This is a genomic window from Mycobacterium sp. SMC-11 (genome assembly GCF_046250095.1).
In the GTDB taxonomy this organism is placed as follows: domain Bacteria; phylum Actinomycetota; class Actinomycetes; order Mycobacteriales; family Mycobacteriaceae; genus Mycobacterium; species Mycobacterium heraklionense_A.
This window is the reverse complement of the sequence record NZ_CP176430.1, coordinates 2,836,587-2,858,440: the sequence shown is the minus strand read 5'-3', so window position 1 is coordinate 2,858,440 and position 21,854 is coordinate 2,836,587. Positions and strand designations below refer to the sequence as shown.

Below are 21,854 nucleotides of genomic sequence, written 5' to 3'. Positions count from 1 at the left end.
CATGACCACCAATTCATTCGCCGACCTCGGCGTGCCCGCCGTACTTGTCGGTGTGCTCGCCGATCGCGGTATTGCTGCTCCCTTCCCCATTCAGGTCGCGACCCTGCCGGACAGTCTGGCCGGCCGTGATGTGCTGGGCCGCGGCAAGACCGGCAGTGGCAAGACGCTGGCCTTCTCGCTGCCGCTGGTAGCTCGGTTGGCCGGTGAGAAGCGCCGCCCCGCCCGGCCGACCGGGCTGGTGCTGGCACCCACCCGGGAGCTGGCCACCCAGATCGCCGCGACGCTGGAACCGTTGGCGGCCGCCAGTGGGCTGAAGGTCACCACCATCTTCGGTGGTGTCTCGCAGAACCGTCAGGTGGCCGCGCTCAACGCGGGCGCCGACATCGTGGTGGCCTGCCCGGGCCGGCTCGAGGACCTGATGAAGCAGCGGCTGATCACGCTGGACGCCGTACGTGTCAGCGTGCTGGACGAAGCCGACCACATGGCCGACCTCGGCTTCCTGCCCGGAGTCACCCGCATTCTGACCGCGACCGCCGAAACCGGTCAGCGACTGCTGTTTTCGGCGACGCTGGACAACGGGGTCGACAAGTTGGTTCGGCGTTTCCTGCGGAACCCGGTGTCGCACTCCGTCGATGAACTCGACGCGCCTCCTCCGGCGATGACCCATCACGTGTTCCACGTGTCCGGCCTGCAGGACAAGAAGGACCTCGTCCAGCTGCTGGCGTCGGGCACCGGGCGGCGAATCCTGTTCCTGCGGACCAAGCATCAGGCCCGGAAACTGGCCCGCCAGCTCACCGAGTCCGGCGTGCCGTCGGTCGACCTGCACGGCAACCTGTCGCAACCGGCCCGCGAACGCAATCTCGCGGCGTTCGCCGATGGGGACGTTCGGGTTCTGGTGGCCACCGATATCGCCGCCCGCGGTGTGCACGTCGACGAGGTCGAATTGGTGGTCCATGTGGACCCGCCCGCCGAGCACAAGGCTTACCTGCACCGTTCCGGGCGCACGGCACGGGCCGGCAGCGCCGGCGACGTCGTCACCGTCGTTCTGCCCGAGCAGCGCAGAGAGACCCAGGTGCTGCTGCGCCGCGCGGGAATCAGCGTCGCCCCGCAGCAGGTGGCAGCCGATTCCGCTTCGGTGCTCGAGTTGGTGGGGGAGGTGGCGCCGTTGCGGGCGCCCGTTCCGGTGGCCCCCAAGGTCGCCCCGCCGGCACGCGCCAAGGCGTCGCCGGGCCAGACTTCGCCGGGCCAGTCCGGTCGCCCGCGGCGCCGTCGTGGCGGCAGCGGCGGCGCCGCGCAGCCGGCTGCGCAGGCCGACGGCCGGCGTCGGCAGCGCGGAGGCGCCGCATCGCGTCGGCAAGGTGGGGTAGCGCGCTAGCGCTGACACCCACCACCGCGTCGCCCAACCATCCGGTTGGTCTATTCTCGTCGGAAAGATCAGTCGACCGGAGGTCAGGCAATGAGTGCCGCAATCAAGTACCAGCGAACCCTGTTCGAGGCCGAACACGACCTGTTCCGGGAGTCGTTCCGCGCCTTCCTGGACCGCCACGCCGCGCCCTACCAGGAGGAGTGGGAGAAGGCCAAGATCGTCGACCGCTCGGTGTGGCTCGAGGCCGGCAAACAGGGTTTCTTGGGCATGGCAGTGCCCGAGGAGTACGGCGGCGGCGGCAACCCGGACTTCCGCTACAACACGATCATCACCGAGGAAGTCACCGCGGGCCGCTACAGCGGGTTGGGTTTCAGCCTGCACAACGACGTCTGCGCGCCGTATCTGCTGGAGCTGTGCAACGAGGAGCAGAAGCAGCGCTGGCTGCCGAAGTTCTGCACCGGTGAGCTGATCACCGCGATCGCCATGACCGAGCCGGGCACCGGCAGCGACCTGCAGGGCATCAAGACCCGCGCGGTCAAGCACGGTGACCACTATGTGCTCAACGGCTCCAAGACGTTCATCACCAACGGCATCCACTCCGACCTGGTGATCGTCGTCGCCCAGACCGACCCCGACAAGGGCGCGCAGGGCTTCTCGCTGCTGGTCGTGGAGCGCGGCATGGAGGGCTTCGAGCGCGGCCGCCACCTGGACAAGATCGGTTTGGATGCCCAGGACACCGCCGAGCTGTCCTTCACCGACGTGCACGTCCCGGTGGAGAACCTGCTCGGCGAGGAGGGCAAGGGCTTCATCTACCTGATGCAGAACCTGCCGCAGGAGCGGATCTCGATCGCGATCATGGCGGCCGGGGCGATGGAGGCGGTACTGGAGCAGACGATCCAGTACACCAAGGAGCGCAAGGCGTTCGGCAAGCCGATCGGCAGTTTCCAGAACAGCCGGTTCCTGCTGGCCGAGCTGGCCACCGAGGCCACCGTGGTGCGGATGATGGTCGACGAGTTCGTGAAGCTGCACCTGGACAAGAAGCTGACCGTCGAGCAGGCCGCGATGGCCAAGTGGTATTCGACCGAGAAGCAGGTGCACCTGATCGACCGCTGCCTGCAGCTGCACGGTGGATACGGCTACATGCGCGAATACCCGGTCGCGCGGGCTTATCTGGATGCCCGTGTTCAGACCATTTACGGCGGCACGACCGAGATCATGAAAGAGATCATCGGCCGCAGCCTCGGCGTCTAGCCGAGGCAATCGGGAACGAGTTGGCGCCCAACCGGGCGCTGCCAGGGGCGCTACCTGCATGTTTGGTAGCGCCCCTCGTTCCGTTCAGGGCAGCGGCTTTTGCATCGTTTCAGCATCGGCTGGGTATCTGTTTCCGCAATATCGATGACTTGGCTTCGAAACTCGGGCCGATTGCGGGAAAGTCTATGCCGGAAACATTTGCGTCGATAACGTCGATAAAGATGCCTGGGAGGGCTGGTGACTAGTCGGAAAGATCGGTTCGGCAAGACGGCGGTGCGCATGGCGCTCGGCCTGGCGGCGACGGTCACCGTGCTCTTGTCGGTGCAGACCGCTGCGGCGACGCCCGACAGCGATGCCCACGACGCCATCACGGCGGCATGGCAAGCGGCTGGTGGCGACGGGTCGCCGCTGGGTGCCCCCAAGGGGGACGTGCATCCGGCCGGTGTCGGATTCGCCCAGGACTTCGCCGGTGGCACCATCTTCTTCACCCCGGAGACCGGAGCCAAGGCGCTCTACGGCGCGATCCTGGACAAGTACGAGGCACTGGGCGGTGCGGCCGACAACGGCCTCGGCTTCCCCAGCAGCGATGAGGTGCCCGGCCTGGTTCCCGACAGCCGGGTGGCCATCCTGTCCGGCGCCGACAACCCGGTGATTTTCTGGACGCCCGAGCACGGCGCGCACGTGGTGCGCGGACCCATCAACGCCGGCTGGGACAAGCTGGGCAGCTCGACCGGGGCGCTCGGGGTCCCGGTCGAGGACGAGAGCTACGATGGCGCCGTCGTCACCCAGAAGTTCAGCGCCGGAACACTGTCCTTCGACAGCGCGACCAGGACGTTCACCACGGTTCCGCCGGAGCTGGCGGCGCAGCTGGCGGATGTGCAGGCCCAGGTCGACGCGACCGCGGCCATCGATCAGGCCTGGCGCAGCGCCGGCGGGCCCGCCGGCGCACTTGGGGCCAAGCAGGGCGATCAGTACCCCGTCGGTGACAACGGCGGCGTGGGTCAGGACTTCGCCCACGGCAAGGTCTATTTCAGCCCGGTCACCGGAGCCAATGCCGTCCTAGGCGACGTGCTGGCCAAGTACGAGTCGCTGGGCGGTCCGGCCGGTAGCGACCTGGGTTTCCCGATCACCGGCACGGTTGACGGAGCGATCTCGGGCAGCAAGTTCAATTCGTTCGCCGCCGACGACGAGCCGGTGATCTTCTTCAGCCCCGACAACGGCGCCTTCGTGGTGCGCGGCGCGATGAAGTCTGCCTGGGACAAGCTCGACGGAGCTTCCGGAAAGCTGGGCGCCCCGGTGGGGGACCAGACCGTCGAAGGTGACGTGGTGTCGCAGAAGTTCACCGGCGGATCGATCGCCTGGAACCAGGCGAACAACACCTACAGCAGCGAACCGGCCGAGCTGGCGCAAGCGCTGTCGGGCCTGCAGATTCCCGGGACGAACCTGCCCGACGGGAGCAAGTCGACAGCGACTGGCGCAGCCAAGGAAACGCACTGGAACTGGATGTGGGTGCTGATCCCGGTTGTAGTGCTGGCAGTGTTGGGCGCCCTCGCCGGGGCTGCGATGTGGTGGCAGCGGCGTCGGCCGGCCGCTGTGCTGCCGGGCTCGCCGGTTGCAGTGCCGGCCCCGGTCGCCGACGACTACGACGACGATGACGAGCAGTGGGCCCACCAAGACCGGCGCGACGACCACCGCGACGATCACCGCGAGCACGAGGGCACCGTCCGGCTTCCGAGTCGCTACGGCGCCTCCGCCGCGCCGTACGCGTCCGAGCCCGAACTGCCCGTCTCCTCGATTCCGGATGCGCCGTGGCTGCACTACGGCGAGCACGAAAGCGAGGCGGAGGTCGACGACGATGACGACACCGACACCGCCCCCACCCGGGTGGTGACCGAAGAAGATTTCGGCACCGGTCGGCATGCCGTGGGGCACGGCGGTGGCGGGGCGGACCCACGGGGGTTCGGCGCTGTCGCAGAGCCCCGTAGGTTCGGCGGTGGCACGGACACCCGCACCTTCGGCGGTGGTGGCGAACCGCGCAACTTCGGTATCGACGAATCGGTACACCCGGTGATGCACCTGCCGCTGGACGACCCGTATCAGCAGCCGAACGGCTACCCGATCAAGGCGAACATCGGCTCGGGGCTCTACTACACCCCGCAGAACGCGCTGTATGACGACACCCTCGCCGAGATCTGGTTCGCCACCGAGGATGCCGCGCGGCTCAACGGCTTCACCAGGGCCGGCTGATCACCGCAGCGGCAGCGGCAGGTCGCGTTCGCGCTGCGGGCGCGGGCCGAAGAGGCGCCGCTGCGCCGCGGTGATCGGGATGTCGTTGATGCTGGATTCGCGGCGGCTCATTCGGCCGTCGGCGGCGAACTCCCACAGCTCGTTGCCGTAGCTGCGCCACCACTGGCCGTCGGCGTCGCAGCATTCGTACTGATAGCGCACCGCGATCCGGTTGTCCTGGTAGCACCACAGCTCTTTGCGTAGTGCGTAGTCACGTTCGGCGGCCCACTTGCGCCGCAAAAATGCTTCGATCTCCGCGCGCCCGGTGAGGAACTCGTCCCGGTTGCGCCACACCGAGTCTTCTGTGTAGGCCAGCACCACACGTGCGGGATCCCGGGTGTTCCAGGCGTCCTCGGCGGCTTGGACCTTCTGTCGCGCCGACTCCGCATCGAACGGTGGGCACGGCGCGAACATGATCAGACCTTGCGGATGACGGTGACGACTTTGCCCAGCACCACCGCATCGTTGCCGGGTATGGGATCGAAAATGGGGTTGTGCGGCATCAGCCAGACCTGACCGCCGGTGCGTTTGAACGTCTTGACGGTTGCCTCGCCATCGATCATTGCGGCCACGATGTCGCCGTTGTCGGCGACGTTCTGCTGGCGCACCACAACCCAGTCGCCGTCGCAGATCGCGGCGTCCACCATCGATTCGCCGACCACCTTGAGCAAGAACAGCTCACCTTCACCGACCAGCTCGCGGGGGAGCGGGAAGACATCCTCGACGGCTTCCTCGGCCAGGATCGGCCCGCCGGCCGCGATCCGGCCCAGAACTGGAATGAAAGCGGGCTCGGGCAGCGCATCCGAACCGGCGAACTCGGTGCGTTGCGCGGCCTCGACGGCGCCGGTGATGTCGTCCTGGCCGCGGACGTCGACCGCGCGGGGCCGGTTGGGGTCACGGCGCAGATAGCCCTTGCGTTCGAGCGTGCGCAGCTGATGAGCAACCGAGGAGGTCGAGGTCAGCCCGACGGCATCGCCGATCTCGCGGATGCTCGGCGGGTAACCCCGCTCGTTCACCGAAGCGCGGATGACGTTCAGGATCGTGCGCTGCCGCGCGGTCAGCGCTGAGTCCGGGCCCGCCGGGTTACTGCTGCTGTCACTCATGGGGGCGAATCTAGTCGCATAGCTGCGATTAATCAAACATGTGTTCGAGGTGTGTCGCGCGGGCGTTCGAAAGCGTCGACGACTTGTCGGACCCCTTCGCTAATGTTTTCGACAACGATTCGATCACGTGTTCGGACATCGAACATACAATCGATTAGTATTCGAACAGTCGAGCGAACAGGGTCGCCGACGCCGAGTGAGGGAGAACCGCACATGATGCTCATCGAGACGATCGCCCCGACGTTCGAGCAGACCCGCAACGAGCGGGCCCAGCTGCATCGCGGTCCTCGGACCTCGGGCCGCGCATACCCGATCCGCACCCAGCCGGCGCGGCTGGTCCGGCCGCGGCCCGGCGGCGCCCCGCTACGGCACCGCGGTTCCGGGGTGCTGATGTCCCGTGCGCCGCACCGGCCGCAGCCCGTCAAGGCCATCACCCCGGCGACCACCGTCGTGCTGGCTCTGGTCGCCGCCGGTATCACTGTGTGGCTCGGGCTGATCGCCCAGTTCGGCGCGGCAGCAGCCGGCGGTGCCTCCGCGGTGCCCGACCAGCTCGGCGTGGTGCGCGTCCAGAGCGGCGAGAGCCTGGCGCACCTGGCGGCCCGCGTCGCACCGGACGCGCCGGCCGGACAGGTCATCGAGCGCATCCGCGAGCTCAACAGCCTGGAGTCGGTGGCCCTGGACGCCGGCCAGACGCTGATCGCTCCGCTGGGCTGAGGTCGCCGTGTCGCTTCGGTCGCCGCTCGCGGCGACTGCGCAGCGCCGCCGGGAACCCGCGCAGGTACGCTCGCAGTTGTCCCAATGGCCCACGGTGCCCCAGCTGTCTGAGGGTGCGGGTTCCCGGCACGGCGAAGGAGCGGCAATGCACTGCCCGTTTTGTCGCCATCCAGACTCCCGGGTGGTGGATTCCCGCGAAGCCGATGAAGGCCAGGCCATTCGGCGCCGTCGGTCCTGTCCGGAATGCGGTCGCCGATTCTCCACGGTGGAAACCGCGGTGTTGGCCGTGGTCAAACGCAGTGGCGTCACCGAGCCGTTCAGCCGGGAGAAGGTCATGCGCGGCGTGCGCCGGGCCTGCCAGGGCCGCCAGGTCGATGACGATGCGCTGAATCTGCTGGCTCAGCAGGTGGAAGACGCTGTGCGAGCGGCAGGTTCGCCGGAGATTCCCAGCCACGAGGTGGGCCTGGCAATCCTGGGTCCGCTGCGTGAACTCGACGAAGTCGCCTACCTGCGATTCGCCTCGGTGTACCGATCCTTTTCCTCGGCCGCCGACTTCGAGCGGGAGATCGAGGCCCTGCGCGAACACCGCGAGATGCCCAGCACCAGTTGAGCCGTGCGGGCGTCACCGCGCACTACGCTGGCGCCATGGCACCCGAGTTGCATCCGAACCTTGTGGAGTTGGCCCCGCTGTTGGGCACCTGGTCGGGCCAGGGATCCGGGGTGTATCCCACGATCGCGTCATTCGACTACCTCGAAGAGGTGGTGTTCTCACACGTCGGCAAGCCGTTCCTGGTGTACAGCCAGAAGACCAAGTCGCCCGCCGATGGCCTGCCCCTGCATGCCGAGACCGGCTACCTGCGGGTGCCGCAACCCGGTCAGATCGAGTGGGTGCTGGCGCATCCCAGCGGTATCACCGAGATCGAGGTAGGCAGCTACACGGTCACAGCCAACGGCGTGGACCTACAGATGTCCGCGCCGACGATCGGGCTGGCGCCGACGGCCAAAGAAGTGACCGTCCTGGGCCGCCACTATCGCCTCGACGGCGATGAGTTGTCGTACACGCTGGACATGGGCGCAGTCGGCCAGCCCGCGCAGAACCACCTCACCGCCACGCTTCGTCGGACCGAGTAGCCCGGACCTCAGTCGTCGCCGTCGAGGTTCTTCTTCGCCTCCTGCGCCAGGAAACGCTCGAACTCGGCACCGAGCTCGTCGGCGCTGGGCAGCTCTTCGTCGCGGGACAGCAACGAGCGATTCTCCTGGGCGGTGACGAATGCGTCGTACTGGCGTTCCAGGGCCGTGACCACTTGGGCCACTTCGGCGCTCGCTTCGACCTGCTGGTCGATCTTGGAACGGATCTCGGCCGCGGCGTCACGGAGGTCGCTCAGCGGCAGTTCCAGCGCGCCGGTCTGCGCGGCCTGCTTGAGCAGCGCCTCGGCTGCCTCGGGGTAGTCGGTCTGGGCCACGTAGTGCGGCACATGCACCGTGAAGCCGACGACCTCATGGCCGTGCTGAGCCATCCGGTACTCCAGCAGGTTGGATGCGCTGCCGGGAACCTGAACCTCGGTGATCCACGGGGTGAATTCGCTGATCAGGTCGCGATTGTTGGAATGTGCGGTCAGCGTCACCGGCCGTGTGTGGGGGACGGCCATCGGGATGGTGCCCAAGCCGATGGTCCGGCGCACCCCGAGCTGCTCGGCCAACAGTCGCACCGCGGTGATGAACCGCTCCCACTTCAGGTCGGGCTCCATGCCCGCCAACAGCAGAAACGGCGTGCCCGCACTGTCCCGCAGCGCGTGCAGGCTCAGCTCGGGTTCGGTGTAGTGGGTGAAGTGGTCGGCCTTGAACGTCATCAGCGGCCGCCGCGAGCGGTAGTCGAGCAGGTCATCGATCGCGAACGACGCCACCAACTCACTGTCCAGGTTGCTCTTGAGGTGCTTGGCGGCCAGCCGGATCGCGTGGCCGGCGTCGGAGAAGCCCTCGAGCGCGTGGATCAGGACCGGTCCCTCGCCGTCCGCCGACATCAGCTGCGGCGCCGGCACCTCCAGCTCGTACATGCCGCTCTGCTCGACCTGATAGTGCCGGTCCCGGTCGGGACCGTTGTCCGGGTAGTCGGCCATCGCCTTCGCCTCCTCGTTGTGCAGATCGCAATGGATCGCACCGTCCATTTTCCCCCACCGGGGGCCGCGCGCCGAAAACGGTGCGCGCGTCTGCTGCACAACGTACGGGGGCACCGTCGGAATTCCGCGGCGCCGTGGGCGTTCGCTGAGCGAGGAAAATGTTTCCGGCGGCGCCTCAGCTGCGGAATTGCTGTAGGGCCCGCATTTTATTCATCACGTCCAATGCGGCGTTCTTGTATGCCTCGGAGAACGTCGGGTAGTTGAACACCGCGTCCACTAGGTATTCCACCGTGCCGCCGCAGCCCATGACGGCCTGGCCGATGTGCACCATCTCGGTCGCGTTGGTGCCGAAGATGTGCACGCCGAGCAGCCTCAGGTCGGTGGTGGACACCAGCAGCTTCAGCATGCCGTAGGAGTCTCCGGCGATCTGGCCGCGGGCCAGCTCCCGATACCGGGCCACGCCTACCTCGTAGGGGATCGCGCTGCGGGTCAGTTCCAATTCAGTCGCCCCCACATAGGAGACCTCCGGGATCGAATAGATCCCGATCGGCTGCAGGTCGGTGATCCCATCGGTCGGCTCGCCGAACGCGTGGTAAGCGGCCAGTCGGCCCTGTTCCATCGACGTCGCCGCCAGCGCCGGGAAACCGATCACATCACCGACGGCGTAGATGTGCTCGACCGCGGTCTGGAACATATCGTCGACGACGATGCGGCCCCGCTCGTCGGTGGCCAGGCCGGCGTTGGCCAAGTCGAGGTGGGCGGTGTGGCCTTGGCGGCCGGCCGAGTACATCACCGTCTCGGCGGGAATCTGCTTGCCGCTGGCCAACGTGGTGACGGTGCCGCTGGAGCTGACGTCGACGGCGGTCACCTCTTCGCCGAACCGGAAGGTGACGGCCAGGTCGCGCAAGTGAAAACGCAGCGCTTCGACGACCTCCGGGTCGCAGAACTCGAGCATCGAATCTCGTTTCTCCACCACCGTTACCCGGGTGCCCAGCGCGGCGAACATCGAGGCGTATTCGATGCCGATCACACCGGCGCCGACGACCACCATCGAGGCCGGAATGAACTTCAGATCGAGGATCCCGTCGGAGTCGAGGACGCGCTTCTCATCGAATGTGACTCCCGGCGGCCGAACGGGTTCTGTCCCGGTGGCGATGACGACGTACTCGGCTGTGACGGTTGTCGTCTCGTTGCCGTTCTGTCCTTCGATGAGGATTGTGTGGGGATCGATGAAACGGCCGTGGCCGACCAACAGGTCGACTCGGTTGCGCATCAGTTGATTACGCACCACCTCCACTTCTCTGCCGATCACATGCTGGGTGCGTGCGAGCAGATCGGTGGGGGTGATCTTGTCCTTCACCCGGTAGCTGGCGCCGTACAGGTCGCGCTGATTCATCCCGGTCAGATAGATCACGGCCTCGCGCAGGGTCTTCGACGGAATGGTGCCGGTGTTGACACAGACCCCACCGATCATGCGACCGCGTTCGACCAGGGCAACAGATTTGCCGAGTTTGGCCGACGCAATGGCGGCCTTCTGTCCGCCTGGGCCCGAACCGATCACGATGACGTCGTATTCCCTCTTTGAATCCATGACACAGACACTTACGCGCTTTCGGCTCGTCCTGCATCTCGAAGGCGCATCGATGCACAGTTGCGGGTCTATCCACAAAGCGAGGGCCTGCGCGGAGCCGGTGCGCCCTCGATGACGGTGACGGTCGTCACCGTTGCTCCCATGACAACCAAGCAACCGGAATTCACGCTGAATCGGCCCGGAGCCCTCATCGCTGCGCTGCCGGCCATCCTCGGCTTCGTGCCCGAGAAATCCCTGATCCTGGTGGCGCTCGACGGGGGCGAACTGGGCTCGGTGCTGCGGGTCGATCTGTCCGACACACTCGTGGACACGGTGGGCCGGCTCGCCGACGTCGCCGCGGCCGCTGCCCCGGCCGCGGTCATCGCGGTGATCGTCGACGCTGCGGGAGCGCGCTGCCCGGTCTGCAACGACCAGCACCGCCGGCTGATCACCGTGTTGGACGAGGAGTTGTCGGGCCACCACATCGTGCTGCTCGGCGCGCACGTCGTGGACCAGGTGGCCCACGGTGGGCGGTGGCACTGCGTCGACGGGTGCGGCGTCGGAGGCCCGGTCGACGACCCGGAGGCGTCGCCGCTGGCAGCCGCCGCGGTGCTGGAGGGCAGGCGGCTGTACGCGCGGCGAGCAGATCTGCAGGCGGTCATCACCCCCGATGACGCAGGCCGCTGTGCCGAAGTGGCCGCGGCGATCGACGACTGTGCGGCGCAGTGGACGGCGGGGGAGGGCGATGCCCGGGATCGGGCCCGCCGCGACGTCGAACAGGTGCTGGGCGCCGTCGTCGCGCTGGCGGGCGGCCAAGAACCCACCGCTGCGGAGCTGGCCCGGCTCGGCTGCCCGCTCACCGACGTGCTTGTCCGGGACACCCTGTGCGCGTTGGCAATCGGCGAGCGCGCAGATGAAGCCGAGCGGCTCTGGTCGGCGTTGGCCCGGGCCTTGCCCGAGCCGTGGCGGGTCGAGGCATTGGTCCTGCTGGCGTTCAGCGCCTACGCACGTGGCGATGGCCCGCTGGCCGGGGTATCACTGGAAGCCGCCCTGCGTGGCAAGCCAGGGCATCGGATGGCGGGCCTGCTCGACACCGCTTTGCAGTCGGGGCTGCGGCCCGAACGCATCCGCGGATTGGCGGACACCGGTTATCGGCTGGCCCAGCAGATCGGGGTGCAGCTGCCGCAGCGGCAGGGGTTCGGTCAGCAAGCCGGCTGAGGCCGGCGGTTCTGCGAGGTTCGACGGGGGAGAGGCGAAGCTGGGACCGCCGCATGAGCCCGGCGGTTCAGCGAGGTTCGACGGGGGAGAGGCGAAGCTGGGACCGCCGCATGAGCCCGGCGGTTCAGCGAGGTTCGACGGAGGAGAGGCGAAGCTGGGACCGCCGCATGAGCCCGGCGGTTCTGCGAGGTTCGACGGAGGAGAGGCGAAGCTGGGACCGCCGTATGAGCCCAGCTGACTCGCGGGCGCTCAGACCTTCTGGACCTTCACGGCATGTGCCATCTCGTAAGGCAGGCCGACATCGGTGTGGCCGGGGATCACGATAGTCACGCCGTCGTCGCCATCGGCCTGCACGGTCACCCGTGCGTTGGGCACCACACCGGCCTCCTTGAGCCGGGTGATCAGGTCGATGTCGCCCTGGACGTGCTCGGTGAGCTGACGCACCACCACCGCCACCGGGGAACCGGCCGGCAACTCGGTCAGCCGCACCAGGTCGGAATCCCAACCGACGGAGTCCGCGCCGAAGCCGAGGTCCGGAAGGCCGGGGATGGGGTTGCCGAACGGCGACGTGGTCGGGTTGTCGAGTACCTGAACCAGGCGTCGCTCGACGTCCTCGCTCATCACGTGTTCCCAGCGGCAGGCCTCGGCGTGCACCTCTTCGAGCGGCAACCCGATGATGTCGACGAGCAGGCGTTCAGCCAGCCGGTGCTTGCGCATCACCGACACGGCCAGGGTGCGGCCTTTCTCGGTCAGTTCGAGGTGGCGGTCGCCGGCCACTCTGAGCAAGCCGTCGCGCTCCATCCGGGACACCGTCTGGCTGACGGTGGGACCACTTTGCTCCAGTCGCTCGGCTATCCGCGCACGCAGCGGGGTGACACCCTCTTCCTCAAGGTCGTAGATCGTCCTGAGGTACATCTCGGTGGTATCAACCAGGTCATTCATTCGGCACCTTCCGTCGCAGCCGAGTCTACTTCGGCAGCCAAGGAGACGGTTAGCGAGCGACGTCCGGCGCTTCGGTGACAAACCACGTCCGGCGGGCCACCGAGATCGGCGGCCCGCCGGAGCGGGGGACAGGCGGCCCGAGGCCGGTGTCAGCTGGCGTACGAGCGCAGGCGGTCGGCGCGCTCGCCGTGGCGCAGCTTGGCCATCACCTCGCGCTCGATCTGGCGGACCCGCTCGCGCGACAGCCCGAACAGCTTGCCGATCTGGTCCAGCGTGCGGGGCTGGCCGTCGTCGAGGCCGAACCGCAGCCGGATCACCTGGTGCTCGCGTTCGTCGAGGGTGGCCAGCACACTGCGGATGTCGGTGTGCAGCAGCTCGGAGATCACCGCGTTCTCCGCCGACATCGCCTCGGAGTCCTCGATGAAGTCGCCCAGTGGAGCCTCCTCGTCGGAGCCGACCGGCATGTCGAGGCTGACCGGGTCGCGGCTGTGCTCGAGTAGGTCGTTGATCTTCTCCGCTGGAATGCCCGACTCGGCGGCGAGCTCCTCATCGGTGGCCTCGCGGCCCAGCTGCTGGTGCATTTCCCGCTTGATCCGGGCCAGCTTGTTGACCTGCTCCACCAAGTGGACCGGCAGCCGGATGGTGCGGCTCTGATCCGCCATCCCGCGGGTGATGGCCTGGCGGATCCACCAGGTCGCGTAAGTGGAGAACTTGAAACCCTTTGCGTAGTCGAACTTCTCCATGGCGCGGATCAACCCCAGGTTGCCTTCCTGGATCAGGTCCAGAAGTGGCATGCCCCGGCCGGTGTAGCGCTTGGCCAGTGAGACCACCAGGCGCAGGTTGGCTTCCAGCAGGTGCCGGCGGGCGGCTTCGCCGTCTCGTACCACCGCGGCGAGCTCGCGCTTGCGCTTCTCGCCAAAACGCTTGCGGGTGTCGAGCAGGTGCTGGGCGTACAGTCCGGCCTCGATCCGTTTGGCGAGCTCGACCTCATCGGCGGCATTGAGCAATGCTGTCTTGCCGATCCCGTTGAGGTACACCCGCACCAGGTCTGCGGCTGGGCTCTGCGCGTCCAGATCGCCGTCGATCCGACTGGTGGTGGCATCTGCCTTTGCCATTGCGGCCTCCCGTTCATCGGCTTCTGCTGTCACACGTGTCAACGCCCGACACGCGTGCAGAGTTCCCGGCCGATCGCTTTTCCACACCACTTGACGTGCGGAAATACGGCAATGACTTTGAGAATGTGCTAAGAACCGGTACCGTACGGCGCTTCGCCGGCGGTGCTGCCGCCCGATTCCGGGCGCCTCGGCCGCTCCAGGGCCGGACGAGTGCCGGTGGGGAACAGCGGAGTGTGAGTGGGTGCCGCTTCATAGCGGCGCGGCTCCTCGGCGCTGCGGGGAGGCCGGTCGTTGGCAATGAGTACAGCCATCCACGGCAGCGGGATCGACGCCACCAGGATCAGCACGGAGATCAGGCCGTTGTGCCATATTCCGTAGGCGATCGCGGCCAGGATCAAGGCAGGCACCCGGAACGCCATCAAGGTCAGGTACTTGCGTACCCGTTCGCGGTGCTGCTGCTCGAAGGACGGGGCAGCCGCAGTGATCAGGACCGGCCGGCCGTCGTCGTCGAAACCCAGCTCGGGGCCGTGCTTCATTACTCCACTGTCCCACACGAGCGATTCGGTGGCACGAGGGGTTTTGGATCAACTCCAGTTCTGGGCACAATGGGGAGATGGGCATACAGACCGACACCCTCGAGCGCACCGATTCCGAGGAACGCGTCGATGACGGGACCGACGGCGACACCCCGAAGTACTTCCACTACGTCAAGAAGGACAAGATCGCCGAGAGCGCGGTCATGGGCACCCACGTGGTGGCGCTGTGCGGCGAGGTCTTTCCGGTGACCAAGTCGGCCAAGCCCGGCTCACCGGTCTGCCCGGACTGCAAGAAGATCTACGCCACCCTCAAGCAGGGTTAACCGGCTCGGTGTCATTGCGGGTCTGTGCCGGCTGGCCGGCCCGTGACACCACCCACCTACGCAGCTGGTGCAGGTGAGTGGCCTGCGCAGGCCACTCCTCTTGGACCGCGGCGTTCAGTTCCGCGCCCAGCATGATGGCGAAGCCGAGCAGGAACGCGAACAGCAGGAAGGCGATCGGCGTCGCCAACGCCCCATAGGTGTAGCCGGTGCTGGTGATGTAGCGCAGGTAGATCCGCAGCCCCATCGTCGCCACGACGAACACCGTGGTGGCCAGCAGTGCGCCGAACACCAGCCGATGTGAGGGCAGGGGCTTGGGCAGCGATACCCGGTAGAGCACGGTCACCGCCAGCAGTAGGCCCAACACCAAGGCCGGGTAGTAGCCGAACCGCAGCACGTCGGTCCACTGGGCCGGGAGGTGCTCGGCGACCGCGTGCGGCCCCAGTGCGGCCAACGGTGCGGTAGCCACGGCGATCACCAACATCGCGACGTAGAGACCCAACGCAAAGAAGCGTTGTCGCACCGGATGCCGCAGCGGAGTCTGATCGTGCGCCTCGACCACCGAGTCGACGAACGCCGAGATCGCCGAGGAGCCGGCCCACAACGAGATCACGAATCCCAGCGAGACCACCTCGCCGCGGGCATTGGCCACGATGTCCCGCACGGTCGGCTCGATGATCTCCACCACGACGTTCTTCGAGAAGAAGCTGCTGGCCATGCCGATCAGCCGGTCCTGGATGGTGGCCAGCGTGTCCGGTCCGAACAGCGGCGCCACATAGGACAGGCTTCCCAGCATTCCCAGCAGCAGCGGTGGCAGTGACAACACCGACCAGAAACCCGCCTGCGCCGATTCGGCGAAGATCGAATCGTCCCAGCTCTTGACCAAAGTGCGACGTGCAATACGGAGCAGGTGATGACGGGAAGGTTTGGCGATCTGGTCAGTCATGACCAGCCCAGCATTCCTGACGGGTGCTGCTATTGCACAATCGCGCAGACGGGCGTGTTGCGTGCCGGCTCCGGTTACGCCTCAGTCGTCGCGCTGACCTGAATCACGGCGGCCAGCTCGATCAGCTTGGCTTCGTGCTCGTTGGCGTGGTGCTGGCAGAAAAGAAGTTCGGCGCCGGAGGGCAGCGTGGCTCGTACCCGTGCGGCGGCTCCGCACCGGTCGCATCGATCAGCCCGAGTGAGTTCAGGACTGGTCAGAGTCGCGTTCATGGGCTCCTCCGTTCTCGCGGTTGTTCTCAAGTGTGTCAGACGCTTGCGCGTTCGGCGTTGTTCCCCCGTTCGGCTGTGTCGTGTCTCACCCCGGGAGACGGTGCGGCAGGATCGGTGCCATGACACGAATCGGGATCCCGTCCGACGCGCTGGTGCATCTGTGTAGTGCCGGAGACTGGGCGCGGGCGCAGGCGTCCGGGGCGCTGCGTCCGGCGTCGTTGGACAGCGTGGGATTCGTGCACATGTCAACCCCGCAACAGGTGCACCTGCCCGCGAACCGGCTGTATCGGGGCTGCACGAATCTGGTGTTGCTGCAGGTGGATCCGGCCAAAGTCGGCGCACCGGTGCGCTGGGAGCCGGGCGTACCGAGCGATCCGGCGGCCATGCTGTTCCCGCACCTGTACGGGCCGTTGCCCACCTCGGCGGTGATCGGTGTCAGTGATTATCGGCCCGGCCCGGACGGCGTGTTCGCTCCGGCCGGTTGAGGTTGAACGGGGTCGTCGGCTTGGCTGCCGACGCCCGGGTGAGTTCGCTACGAGCGAACGTGGTTTGCGCCTTGTTGATCAAAATCGCGGGCACTCGCGGCCAGGCGGCGGCGACCGCGTTGATCGCGTCGCACACAGCGGGATTCAGATCGGCCTCGGGTGGCACCCGATGGCCGTGGGTGGCGGCACGCTTCAACAACGCGGCGAAAGTCACCTGCGACGCGTCATCGGCCGGCATGGTGGGCGATCCTACGCCGCGGCGAAGGCGTCGGCGTCCTAGACCGCTCGGGCCTCGATGATCGCCAGGGGACTAGTGGTGGGAATCATGCGTTGCAACTCGAATCCCGCTTGGGACAGCAGCTCGCCGTACTCGCGTCGGGTGCGTTCCTGACCGCCCCCGGCAACCAGCATCTCCAGGTCGAGGACCAGCCCGAGGTGGGCGGGCGCCCCCTCGGGCAGCACCATCTCGAACAGCAGCACCTTGCCGTCGGGTGAGATCGCGGCCCGGACATTGCGCAGAATCGCCAACGACTGCTCGTCGTCCCAGTCGTGGATCACGGTCTTGAGCAGATAGGTGTCGCCGCCGGCGGGGACCGACTCAAAGAACGATCCACCCTGGATATCGCAGCGGGACGCCACTTCAGCGGTCGCGGGGCCTGCGCCGGCGACCACCTGCGGCAAGTCGAACAGCACACCGCGCGCATCCGGCGCCTGACGCAACACCGCGGCCAGCAGCGCGCCGTGGCCGCCACCCACATCCACGATCAGCTTGCTGGCGCTGAAATCGTATGCGGGAACCGCGCTTTCGATCGCGATGGCGGACGCGCCGGTCATGGCGTCGTTGAAGACCTGTGCCAGTTCGGGGTCGGTCTCGGTGTATTCGAAGAAGGACATTCCGCGAACCTTGCTGACGGCGGTTTCACCCGTGCGCACCGAGTGCTCGAGGTTCGACCAGTGTTCCCGGTGCTTCGGGTGGCCCATGAACGCGATCATCGGGCCCACACTGTTCGGATTGTCGGAGACCAGTGCCCGCCCGGTGCGGGTCAACGCGAACCGGCCATCGCGGCGCAGTTTGAGCAGCGACTGGCTGGCCAGCGCGCGCATCAGCCGGTAGGTGGCGCGGGGGTCGGTGCCGGCTCGCCGGGCGACCTCGTCGGCGGTCAGCGGACCATCGGCGAGCGCATCGGCGATCCCGAGCCGCACCGTGGCAACCAACGCCTGTGCCAGCCATGCGCCGAACCCGAGCTCCATGACGGCGACCGAGGCGGGGACGGTGGCCTGCCGCAGGCGCTGCAGGCCACCACGCAATGCGTTGAGGGCGCTGAGCAGTGGCGCGGGCGGTTTCGCCATCCGTGTGACGCTAGTCGAGATAGTCGCGCAGGACCTGGGATCGGCTGGGGTGCCGCAGTTTCGACATCGTCTTCGACTCGATCTGACGAATGCGCTCGCGGGTGACGCCGTAGACCTGGCCGATCTCGTCGAGGGTGCGCGGCTGGCCGTCGGTGAGGCCGAACCGCAGCCGCACCACGCCGGCCTCACGCTCGGAGAGCGTCTCGAGCACCGACTGCAGCTGGTCCTGGAGCAGCGTGAACGACACGGCATCGACGGCTACTACAGCCTCGGAGTCCTCGATGAAGTCACCGAGCTGCGAGTCGCCCTCGTCGCCGATGGTCTGGTCCAGCGAGATGGGCTCGCGGGCGTACTGCTGGATCTCCAGCACCTTCTCCGGGGTGATGTCCATCTCCCGGGCCAGTTCCTCGGGGGTGGGCTCGCGGCCCAGGTCCTGCAGCAGCTCACGCTGGATGCGGCCGAGCTTGTTGATCACCTCGACCATGTGCACCGGGATACGGATGGTGCGTGCCTGGTCGGCCATGGCACGGGTGATGGCCTGGCGGATCCACCAGGTGGCGTAGGTGGAGAACTTGTAGCCCTTGGTGTAGTCGAACTTCTCCACGGCGCGGATCAGACCGAGGTTGCCCTCCTGGATCAGGTCCAGGAACGCCATCCCGCGTCCGGTGTAACGCTTGGCCAGCGACACCACCAGTCGCAGGTTGGCCTCGAGCAGGTGGTTCTTGGCGCGGTCGCCGTCGCGACAGATCCACGCCATGTCACGCCGGTAGGCGACCGCGAGTTTCTCGCCCTTTTCGGTGTGCTCGGCCATCTTCTGGGTGGCGAACAAGCCGGCCTCGATCCGCTTGGCCAGCTCGACTTCCTCTTCGGCGTTGAGCAGCGCCACCTTGCCGATCTGCTTGAGGTAGGCGCGCACCGAGTCGGCCGAGGCGGTGAGCTCGGCGTCCTTGCGGGCCTGGCGCAGCGCCTCGGATTCCTCTTCGTCCCAGACGAAGTCGCCGGACGCCTTGTCCTTCTCGCTGGGCTCGGCGATCTCGTCGTCTTCTTCGTCGCCCGCACTACCGGCGGCCACGGCGGCCGGACCCGGTGCGGCGTCGTCGCCGTCGCCATCCTCGAGATCGTCGATGGCCACGTCGGCGTCGTCGATGTCCTCGTCACCGGGCTCGCCGTCCAGCTCTACATCGGTGTCGAGATCCTCGGGCGCCAAGTCGGCGTCGGTGTTCTTCGCGCCGGCCTTGGTGGCCTTGGCGGCCTTCTTCGCCGGGCCCCGGGTCGACCGGGTCGCGGGCTTGGCTGCGCCGTCAGCGGCGGCGCCACGCGCCGTGGACTTGGTGGCCTTCTTGGCGGGCGCCGCCTTGGTGGCCTTGGCCGCGGTCCGCTTGGCGGGAGCCTTCGCAGGCGACTTCACGGCGGCTTTGGCGGGTGCCTTGGCGGCACTGCCCTTCTTGGGCTCCTCAGTCGCCGGCTGTGCCTTGCTCGCTGCCACGTCCACCCCTTCGGTCGGACTGACTTTCGGGTTGCAGCGTCGTGCGCAACCGAAAGTGTCGGGTATGTCGAATGTCGGCTCTATTTCAGTTGGTGATCAACTGGGATAGTCGCCGCTATCGGTTAGGCGGCCGCCGTCGACCATTGTAACGACAGGGTGAGGCGGTAATCGCCGAGCGGGCGTTATTCAGCGGGTCACGTCGGCCGATGACGCCATCGCGGCCCCGACAATCCCCGCGGTGTTCTGCAGTGTCGCGGCGACCACCGGGGTCCGGTTGCCCAGCAGTGGTACCCACCGATCGGCTTTACGGCTGATACCGCCCCCGACGATGATCAGGTCCGGGCAGAGCGCGTCCTCGATCGCCATCAGCACCATGGTCACCTGCTTGGCCCATTTCTCCATGGACCAGTTCTTGCGCTCCTTGACCGACGCGGCGGCCCGGTGTTCGGCTTCTTTGCCGCCCACCTCGATATGCCCGAGTTCGGTGTTGGGCAGCAGCTTTCCGTTGTGGATCACCGCCGAGCCGATCCCGGTCCCGAAGGTGAGCAGCACGACCACGCCGCTGTTGTTCTTGCCTGCGCCGAACCGCTCCTCGGCCAGCCCGGCGGCGTCGGCGTCGTTGAGGATGACGATCTCCTGGCCGTCGAGCTCGGCGGCGATCGTCTCCTGCGCGTTCAGCCCGATCCAGGATTTGTCGACGTTGGCGGCGGTCTGCACGACACCGTTGACCACCACGCCCGGATAGGTGACCCCCAGTGGGCCGGTCCACCCGAAGTCCCGGACCACCGCGGCGACGGTCTGGGCGACCAAGACCGGTGTGGCGGGGCTGGGCGTGGGCAGCTTGAAGCGTTCACCGATCAGCGCGCCGGTGTCCAGATCGACGACGCCGCCCTTGATGCCGCTGCCGCCCACGTCGACGCCGAAGCCCCGTCGCTGCCGCCGTGCACCGGCGATCGGACGGTCCTCGATCGGGGAGGGGGCGGGGTCGGTGCCGGTCATCGGATCTCCTCTTCGGCGATCGGTCGTCAGCAGGTGCCGGAATGAATCTTGGTCAGCAGTGCAGGGTCGGGCAACCCGGTGGCGTCCGGACGCAGACCGGCCAGCGCGGCCTCGATGTCGTCGCTGTGGGACAGGCTGACGAAGTCGCTACCGACCGCCAGATCCACCGAATCGTCGGGGCGGTCGTCGCGGAACAGTTCCGTGCACGGCGCCACCAACCACAGTGCTGCCGCGGCGGCCTGGCCCGCCGGGCCGAAGCGGATCTGGCCCTGGCAGTCCAGCCGGTCCTCGGCGTAGATGGGGTCGTTGGCGGCCGTCGGCTGCGCGAAGCCGTCGTCGCGCAGCGCGTCGGCGACATCGGCGGCCTGTCCGGCGCGGCCGCTGGCGTTGAGGACGCGGGCTTTGATGTCGGCCAGTTTCGCCGGGGTGGTGCTGATCATCGCGGCGCGCGGCACCTGAGTGCCCAGCCGCGGCTGGTCGGGCTCGGTCGGCGCCGGCGGGGCATTGCACACCGCGACTTCATGGACGTCGGCCGGCCGGGTGAGTGCTACGCCCCATGCCACGGCGGTCAGCAACGCCAGAGCGGCCAAGGCGTAGGCGGCCGGTCGGTTGTTGCGTCGCCGGAACGGCCGACCGTGCTTGTCGAACTCGGAACCGGTAGTGATTTGCGCGACCACGTACGCACTCTAGAGGGCGCTCGCAAGGACGATCACCGTGGTCAGGAATGTAATGTGACGTAAATCACAGTTGATCTGGCCGCGTTACGGGCACGAATCATTTGGTGGATGCGTTCGACGCTGGTACAAAGCTCGCGCAGGGTTTCGAGGGGACTTGAGGGGAGAAGACCATGGCTACCGATTACGACGCCCCGCGGCGCACCGAGACCGACGACGTTTCCGAGGATTCGTTGGAGGAGCTCAAGGCGCGGCGTAACGAGGCGCAGTCCGCTGTGGTCGACGTCGACGAGTCCGAATCGGCCGAGTCGTTCGAACTGCCGGGCGCCGACCTGTCCGGTGAAGAGCTGTCGGTGCGTGTGGTGCCGAAGCAGGCCGACGAGTTCACCTGCTCGAGCTGTTTCCTGGTTCAGCACCGCAGCCGTCTGGCCAGCGAGAAGAACGGTGTGATGATCTGCACCGACTGCGCGGCCTGACCGGGCCCGTCCCGCTCAATCCTGCTTAGTCCGATGGTGACGACCCGTTCCCCGGGAATGGGTGGGCCCACACCGTAGGTAGGGGCCTGCCCCCAGCGCCCGACTCGGTCGCTGGGGGATCGTCGCTAGGCCTGCAGCGCCGCCAGCACCCGCTGCGGATTGCGGCAGCTGACCAGCCAGTACGGCGTCGGGTCGTCGGGATCGTCGAGCACGACCAAGACCATGGGCCCCACCCAGCCACGGTGGACGACGTATGCCGCCGGATCGAGCTGACGGCCCAGCGCCGCAGACTTAGCCGACCGCGGGACCTCGGCGCTGCGTGCGATCGCCGTTGCGGGCAGGTGCGCGTCACCGGCCCATAGCTGCGTTTCCCCGCCGCTTTCGACGACTCGCACCTTGATGCGTCCCAGCCACAGCAGGGCGCCGACAGTGATCGCGAAGAACACCGCGAACGGCAGCCAGCCGGGCAGAGTGCGCAGGCCCAAGCGGACTTCGTAGGCCATCAGGCCGTTACCCAAGAACCCCAGTGGCCACCACCACCACGGCACCCACAGCTGTTCGCTGTAGCGCACTGTTTGCGATGCCCGATGGTTCAGGCGCGATCCCGACATCCGGCTAAGAGTAGTCTTGC

25 protein-coding genes are annotated in these 21,854 nt (G+C 67.3%); 10 read left to right on the top strand and 15 right to left on the bottom strand.

Annotation, left to right across the window (positions count from 1 at the left end; all coding sequences use genetic code 11):
- Position 1 precedes the first annotated feature (1 nt).
- The 3 genes from ACKY0X_RS13430 to ACKY0X_RS13420 all read left to right on the top strand — a co-directional run bounded on the left by ACKY0X_RS13430 (position 2) and on the right by ACKY0X_RS13420 (position 4,864).
- Positions 2-1,375, top strand: coding sequence for a DEAD/DEAH box helicase (locus tag ACKY0X_RS13430; protein ID WP_409426424.1), 1,374 nt, complete (start codon positions 2-4; stop codon positions 1,373-1,375).
- 81 nt (positions 1,376-1,456) lie between these two features.
- Complete coding sequence (locus ACKY0X_RS13425; RefSeq protein WP_409426423.1) at positions 1,457-2,617, top strand: acyl-CoA dehydrogenase family protein; 1,161 nt, start codon at positions 1,457-1,459, stop codon at positions 2,615-2,617.
- 279 nt (positions 2,618-2,896) lie between these two features.
- The gene (locus ACKY0X_RS13420) at positions 2,897-4,864 is read left to right on the top strand and encodes an LGFP repeat-containing protein (RefSeq protein WP_409429628.1); all 1,968 of its coding nucleotides are present in this window, start codon (positions 2,897-2,899) and stop codon (positions 4,862-4,864) included.
- On the opposite strand, the gene ACKY0X_RS13415 is transcribed toward ACKY0X_RS13420, so the two are convergent.
- Positions 4,865-5,317, bottom strand: a complete 453-nt coding sequence (locus ACKY0X_RS13415) for a nuclear transport factor 2 family protein (RefSeq protein WP_409426422.1) — start codon at positions 5,315-5,317, stop codon at positions 4,865-4,867.
- Positions 5,318-5,319: 2 nt separating this feature from the next.
- The gene (lexA, locus tag ACKY0X_RS13410; RefSeq protein WP_046285678.1) at positions 5,320-6,006 is read right to left on the bottom strand and encodes a transcriptional repressor LexA; all 687 of its coding nucleotides are present in this window, start codon (positions 6,004-6,006) and stop codon (positions 5,320-5,322) included.
- Between the two features lie 213 nt (positions 6,007-6,219).
- Here lexA and ACKY0X_RS13405 point away from each other — a divergent pair, with 213 nt between their 5' ends.
- The 3 genes from ACKY0X_RS13405 to ACKY0X_RS13395 all read left to right on the top strand — a co-directional run bounded on the left by ACKY0X_RS13405 (position 6,220) and on the right by ACKY0X_RS13395 (position 7,851).
- A complete protein-coding gene (locus ACKY0X_RS13405) occupies positions 6,220-6,720 on the top strand; it encodes a LysM peptidoglycan-binding domain-containing protein (protein WP_409426421.1) in 501 nt (166 codons plus the stop codon).
- A gap of 145 nt (positions 6,721-6,865) precedes the next feature.
- Positions 6,866-7,330 carry a transcriptional regulator NrdR gene (gene nrdR, locus ACKY0X_RS13400; protein WP_046285677.1) on the top strand — a complete coding sequence of 155 codons (465 nt, stop codon included), beginning with the start codon at positions 6,866-6,868 and terminating at the stop codon, positions 7,328-7,330.
- Positions 7,331-7,365: 35 nt separating this feature from the next.
- Positions 7,366-7,851 (top strand): peroxynitrite isomerase, encoded by a 486-nt coding sequence (locus ACKY0X_RS13395; RefSeq protein ID WP_409426420.1) that lies wholly within the window; start codon positions 7,366-7,368, stop codon positions 7,849-7,851.
- Positions 7,852-7,859: 8 nt separating this feature from the next.
- On the opposite strand, the gene ACKY0X_RS13390 is transcribed toward ACKY0X_RS13395, so the two are convergent.
- Positions 7,860-8,837: a proteasome assembly chaperone family protein gene (locus tag ACKY0X_RS13390; protein ID WP_409429627.1), complete on the bottom strand. Its 978-nt coding sequence runs from the start codon at positions 8,835-8,837 to the stop codon at positions 7,860-7,862.
- Positions 8,838-9,012: 175 nt separating this feature from the next.
- Entirely contained in the window at positions 9,013-10,428 is a 1,416-nt protein-coding gene (gene sthA, locus ACKY0X_RS13385; protein ID WP_409426419.1) for a Si-specific NAD(P)(+) transhydrogenase, read from the bottom strand.
- A gap of 141 nt (positions 10,429-10,569) precedes the next feature.
- Here sthA and ACKY0X_RS13380 point away from each other — a divergent pair, with 141 nt between their 5' ends.
- A complete protein-coding gene (locus tag ACKY0X_RS13380) occupies positions 10,570-11,625 on the top strand; it encodes a DUF4192 domain-containing protein (RefSeq protein WP_409426418.1) in 1,056 nt (351 codons plus the stop codon).
- 249 nt (positions 11,626-11,874) lie between these two features.
- Here the strand turns inward: ACKY0X_RS13380 and ACKY0X_RS13375 are convergent, their stop codons facing one another.
- The 3 genes from ACKY0X_RS13375 to ACKY0X_RS13365 all read right to left on the bottom strand — a co-directional run bounded on the left by ACKY0X_RS13375 (position 11,875) and on the right by ACKY0X_RS13365 (position 14,236).
- On the bottom strand, positions 11,875-12,567 hold the full coding sequence (locus ACKY0X_RS13375; RefSeq protein WP_409426417.1) for a metal-dependent transcriptional regulator: 693 nt from the start codon (positions 12,565-12,567) through the stop codon (positions 11,875-11,877).
- Between the two features lie 149 nt (positions 12,568-12,716).
- Positions 12,717-13,682, bottom strand: a complete 966-nt coding sequence (locus ACKY0X_RS13370) for a sigma-70 family RNA polymerase sigma factor (protein WP_036458705.1) — start codon at positions 13,680-13,682, stop codon at positions 12,717-12,719.
- 128 nt (positions 13,683-13,810) lie between these two features.
- Positions 13,811-14,236, bottom strand: coding sequence for a DUF3099 domain-containing protein (locus tag ACKY0X_RS13365; RefSeq protein ID WP_409426416.1), 426 nt, complete (start codon positions 14,234-14,236; stop codon positions 13,811-13,813).
- A gap of 65 nt (positions 14,237-14,301) precedes the next feature.
- Here ACKY0X_RS13365 and ACKY0X_RS13360 point away from each other — a divergent pair, with 65 nt between their 5' ends.
- Positions 14,302-14,541: a DUF3039 domain-containing protein gene (locus tag ACKY0X_RS13360; RefSeq protein ID WP_409429626.1), complete on the top strand. Its 240-nt coding sequence runs from the start codon at positions 14,302-14,304 to the stop codon at positions 14,539-14,541.
- Here ACKY0X_RS13360 and ACKY0X_RS13355 read toward each other — a convergent pair.
- Entirely contained in the window at positions 14,528-15,484 is a 957-nt protein-coding gene (locus ACKY0X_RS13355) for a YihY/virulence factor BrkB family protein (protein ID WP_409426415.1), read from the bottom strand. The genes ACKY0X_RS13360 and ACKY0X_RS13355 overlap by 14 nt on opposite strands.
- A gap of 74 nt (positions 15,485-15,558) precedes the next feature.
- A complete protein-coding gene (locus ACKY0X_RS13350; protein ID WP_065041647.1) occupies positions 15,559-15,753 on the bottom strand; it encodes a hypothetical protein in 195 nt (64 codons plus the stop codon).
- A gap of 119 nt (positions 15,754-15,872) precedes the next feature.
- On the opposite strand from ACKY0X_RS13350, the gene ACKY0X_RS13345 reads away from it, so the two are divergent.
- Positions 15,873-16,238, top strand: coding sequence for a DUF952 domain-containing protein (locus ACKY0X_RS13345; RefSeq protein ID WP_409426414.1), 366 nt, complete (start codon positions 15,873-15,875; stop codon positions 16,236-16,238).
- Here the strand turns inward: ACKY0X_RS13345 and ACKY0X_RS13340 are convergent.
- The 5 genes from ACKY0X_RS13340 to cei form a co-directional block, all read right to left on the bottom strand.
- Positions 16,189-16,476: a hypothetical protein gene (locus ACKY0X_RS13340; protein ID WP_409426413.1), complete on the bottom strand. Its 288-nt coding sequence runs from the start codon at positions 16,474-16,476 to the stop codon at positions 16,189-16,191. The genes ACKY0X_RS13345 and ACKY0X_RS13340 overlap by 50 nt on opposite strands.
- A gap of 38 nt (positions 16,477-16,514) precedes the next feature.
- Positions 16,515-17,588 (bottom strand): methyltransferase, encoded by a 1,074-nt coding sequence (locus tag ACKY0X_RS13335; RefSeq protein ID WP_409426412.1) that lies wholly within the window; start codon positions 17,586-17,588, stop codon positions 16,515-16,517.
- 10 nt (positions 17,589-17,598) lie between these two features.
- Positions 17,599-19,074, bottom strand: coding sequence for an RNA polymerase sigma factor (locus ACKY0X_RS13330; RefSeq protein ID WP_409426411.1), 1,476 nt, complete (start codon positions 19,072-19,074; stop codon positions 17,599-17,601).
- 186 nt (positions 19,075-19,260) lie between these two features.
- Complete coding sequence (gene ppgK, locus ACKY0X_RS13325) at positions 19,261-20,073, bottom strand: polyphosphate--glucose phosphotransferase (RefSeq protein WP_409426410.1); 813 nt, start codon at positions 20,071-20,073, stop codon at positions 19,261-19,263.
- A gap of 26 nt (positions 20,074-20,099) precedes the next feature.
- Positions 20,100-20,750: an envelope integrity protein Cei gene (cei, locus tag ACKY0X_RS13320; RefSeq protein ID WP_046285832.1), complete on the bottom strand. Its 651-nt coding sequence runs from the start codon at positions 20,748-20,750 to the stop codon at positions 20,100-20,102.
- Positions 20,751-20,920: 170 nt separating this feature from the next.
- Between cei and ACKY0X_RS13315 the strand changes: the two genes are divergently transcribed.
- The gene (locus ACKY0X_RS13315; RefSeq protein ID WP_013829371.1) at positions 20,921-21,223 is read left to right on the top strand and encodes a DUF4193 domain-containing protein; all 303 of its coding nucleotides are present in this window, start codon (positions 20,921-20,923) and stop codon (positions 21,221-21,223) included.
- Between the two features lie 125 nt (positions 21,224-21,348).
- Here the strand turns inward: ACKY0X_RS13315 and ACKY0X_RS13310 are convergent, their stop codons facing one another.
- Positions 21,349-21,834, bottom strand: a complete 486-nt coding sequence (locus tag ACKY0X_RS13310; protein WP_409426409.1) for a DUF3093 domain-containing protein — start codon at positions 21,832-21,834, stop codon at positions 21,349-21,351.
- Positions 21,835-21,854 lie beyond the last annotated feature (20 nt).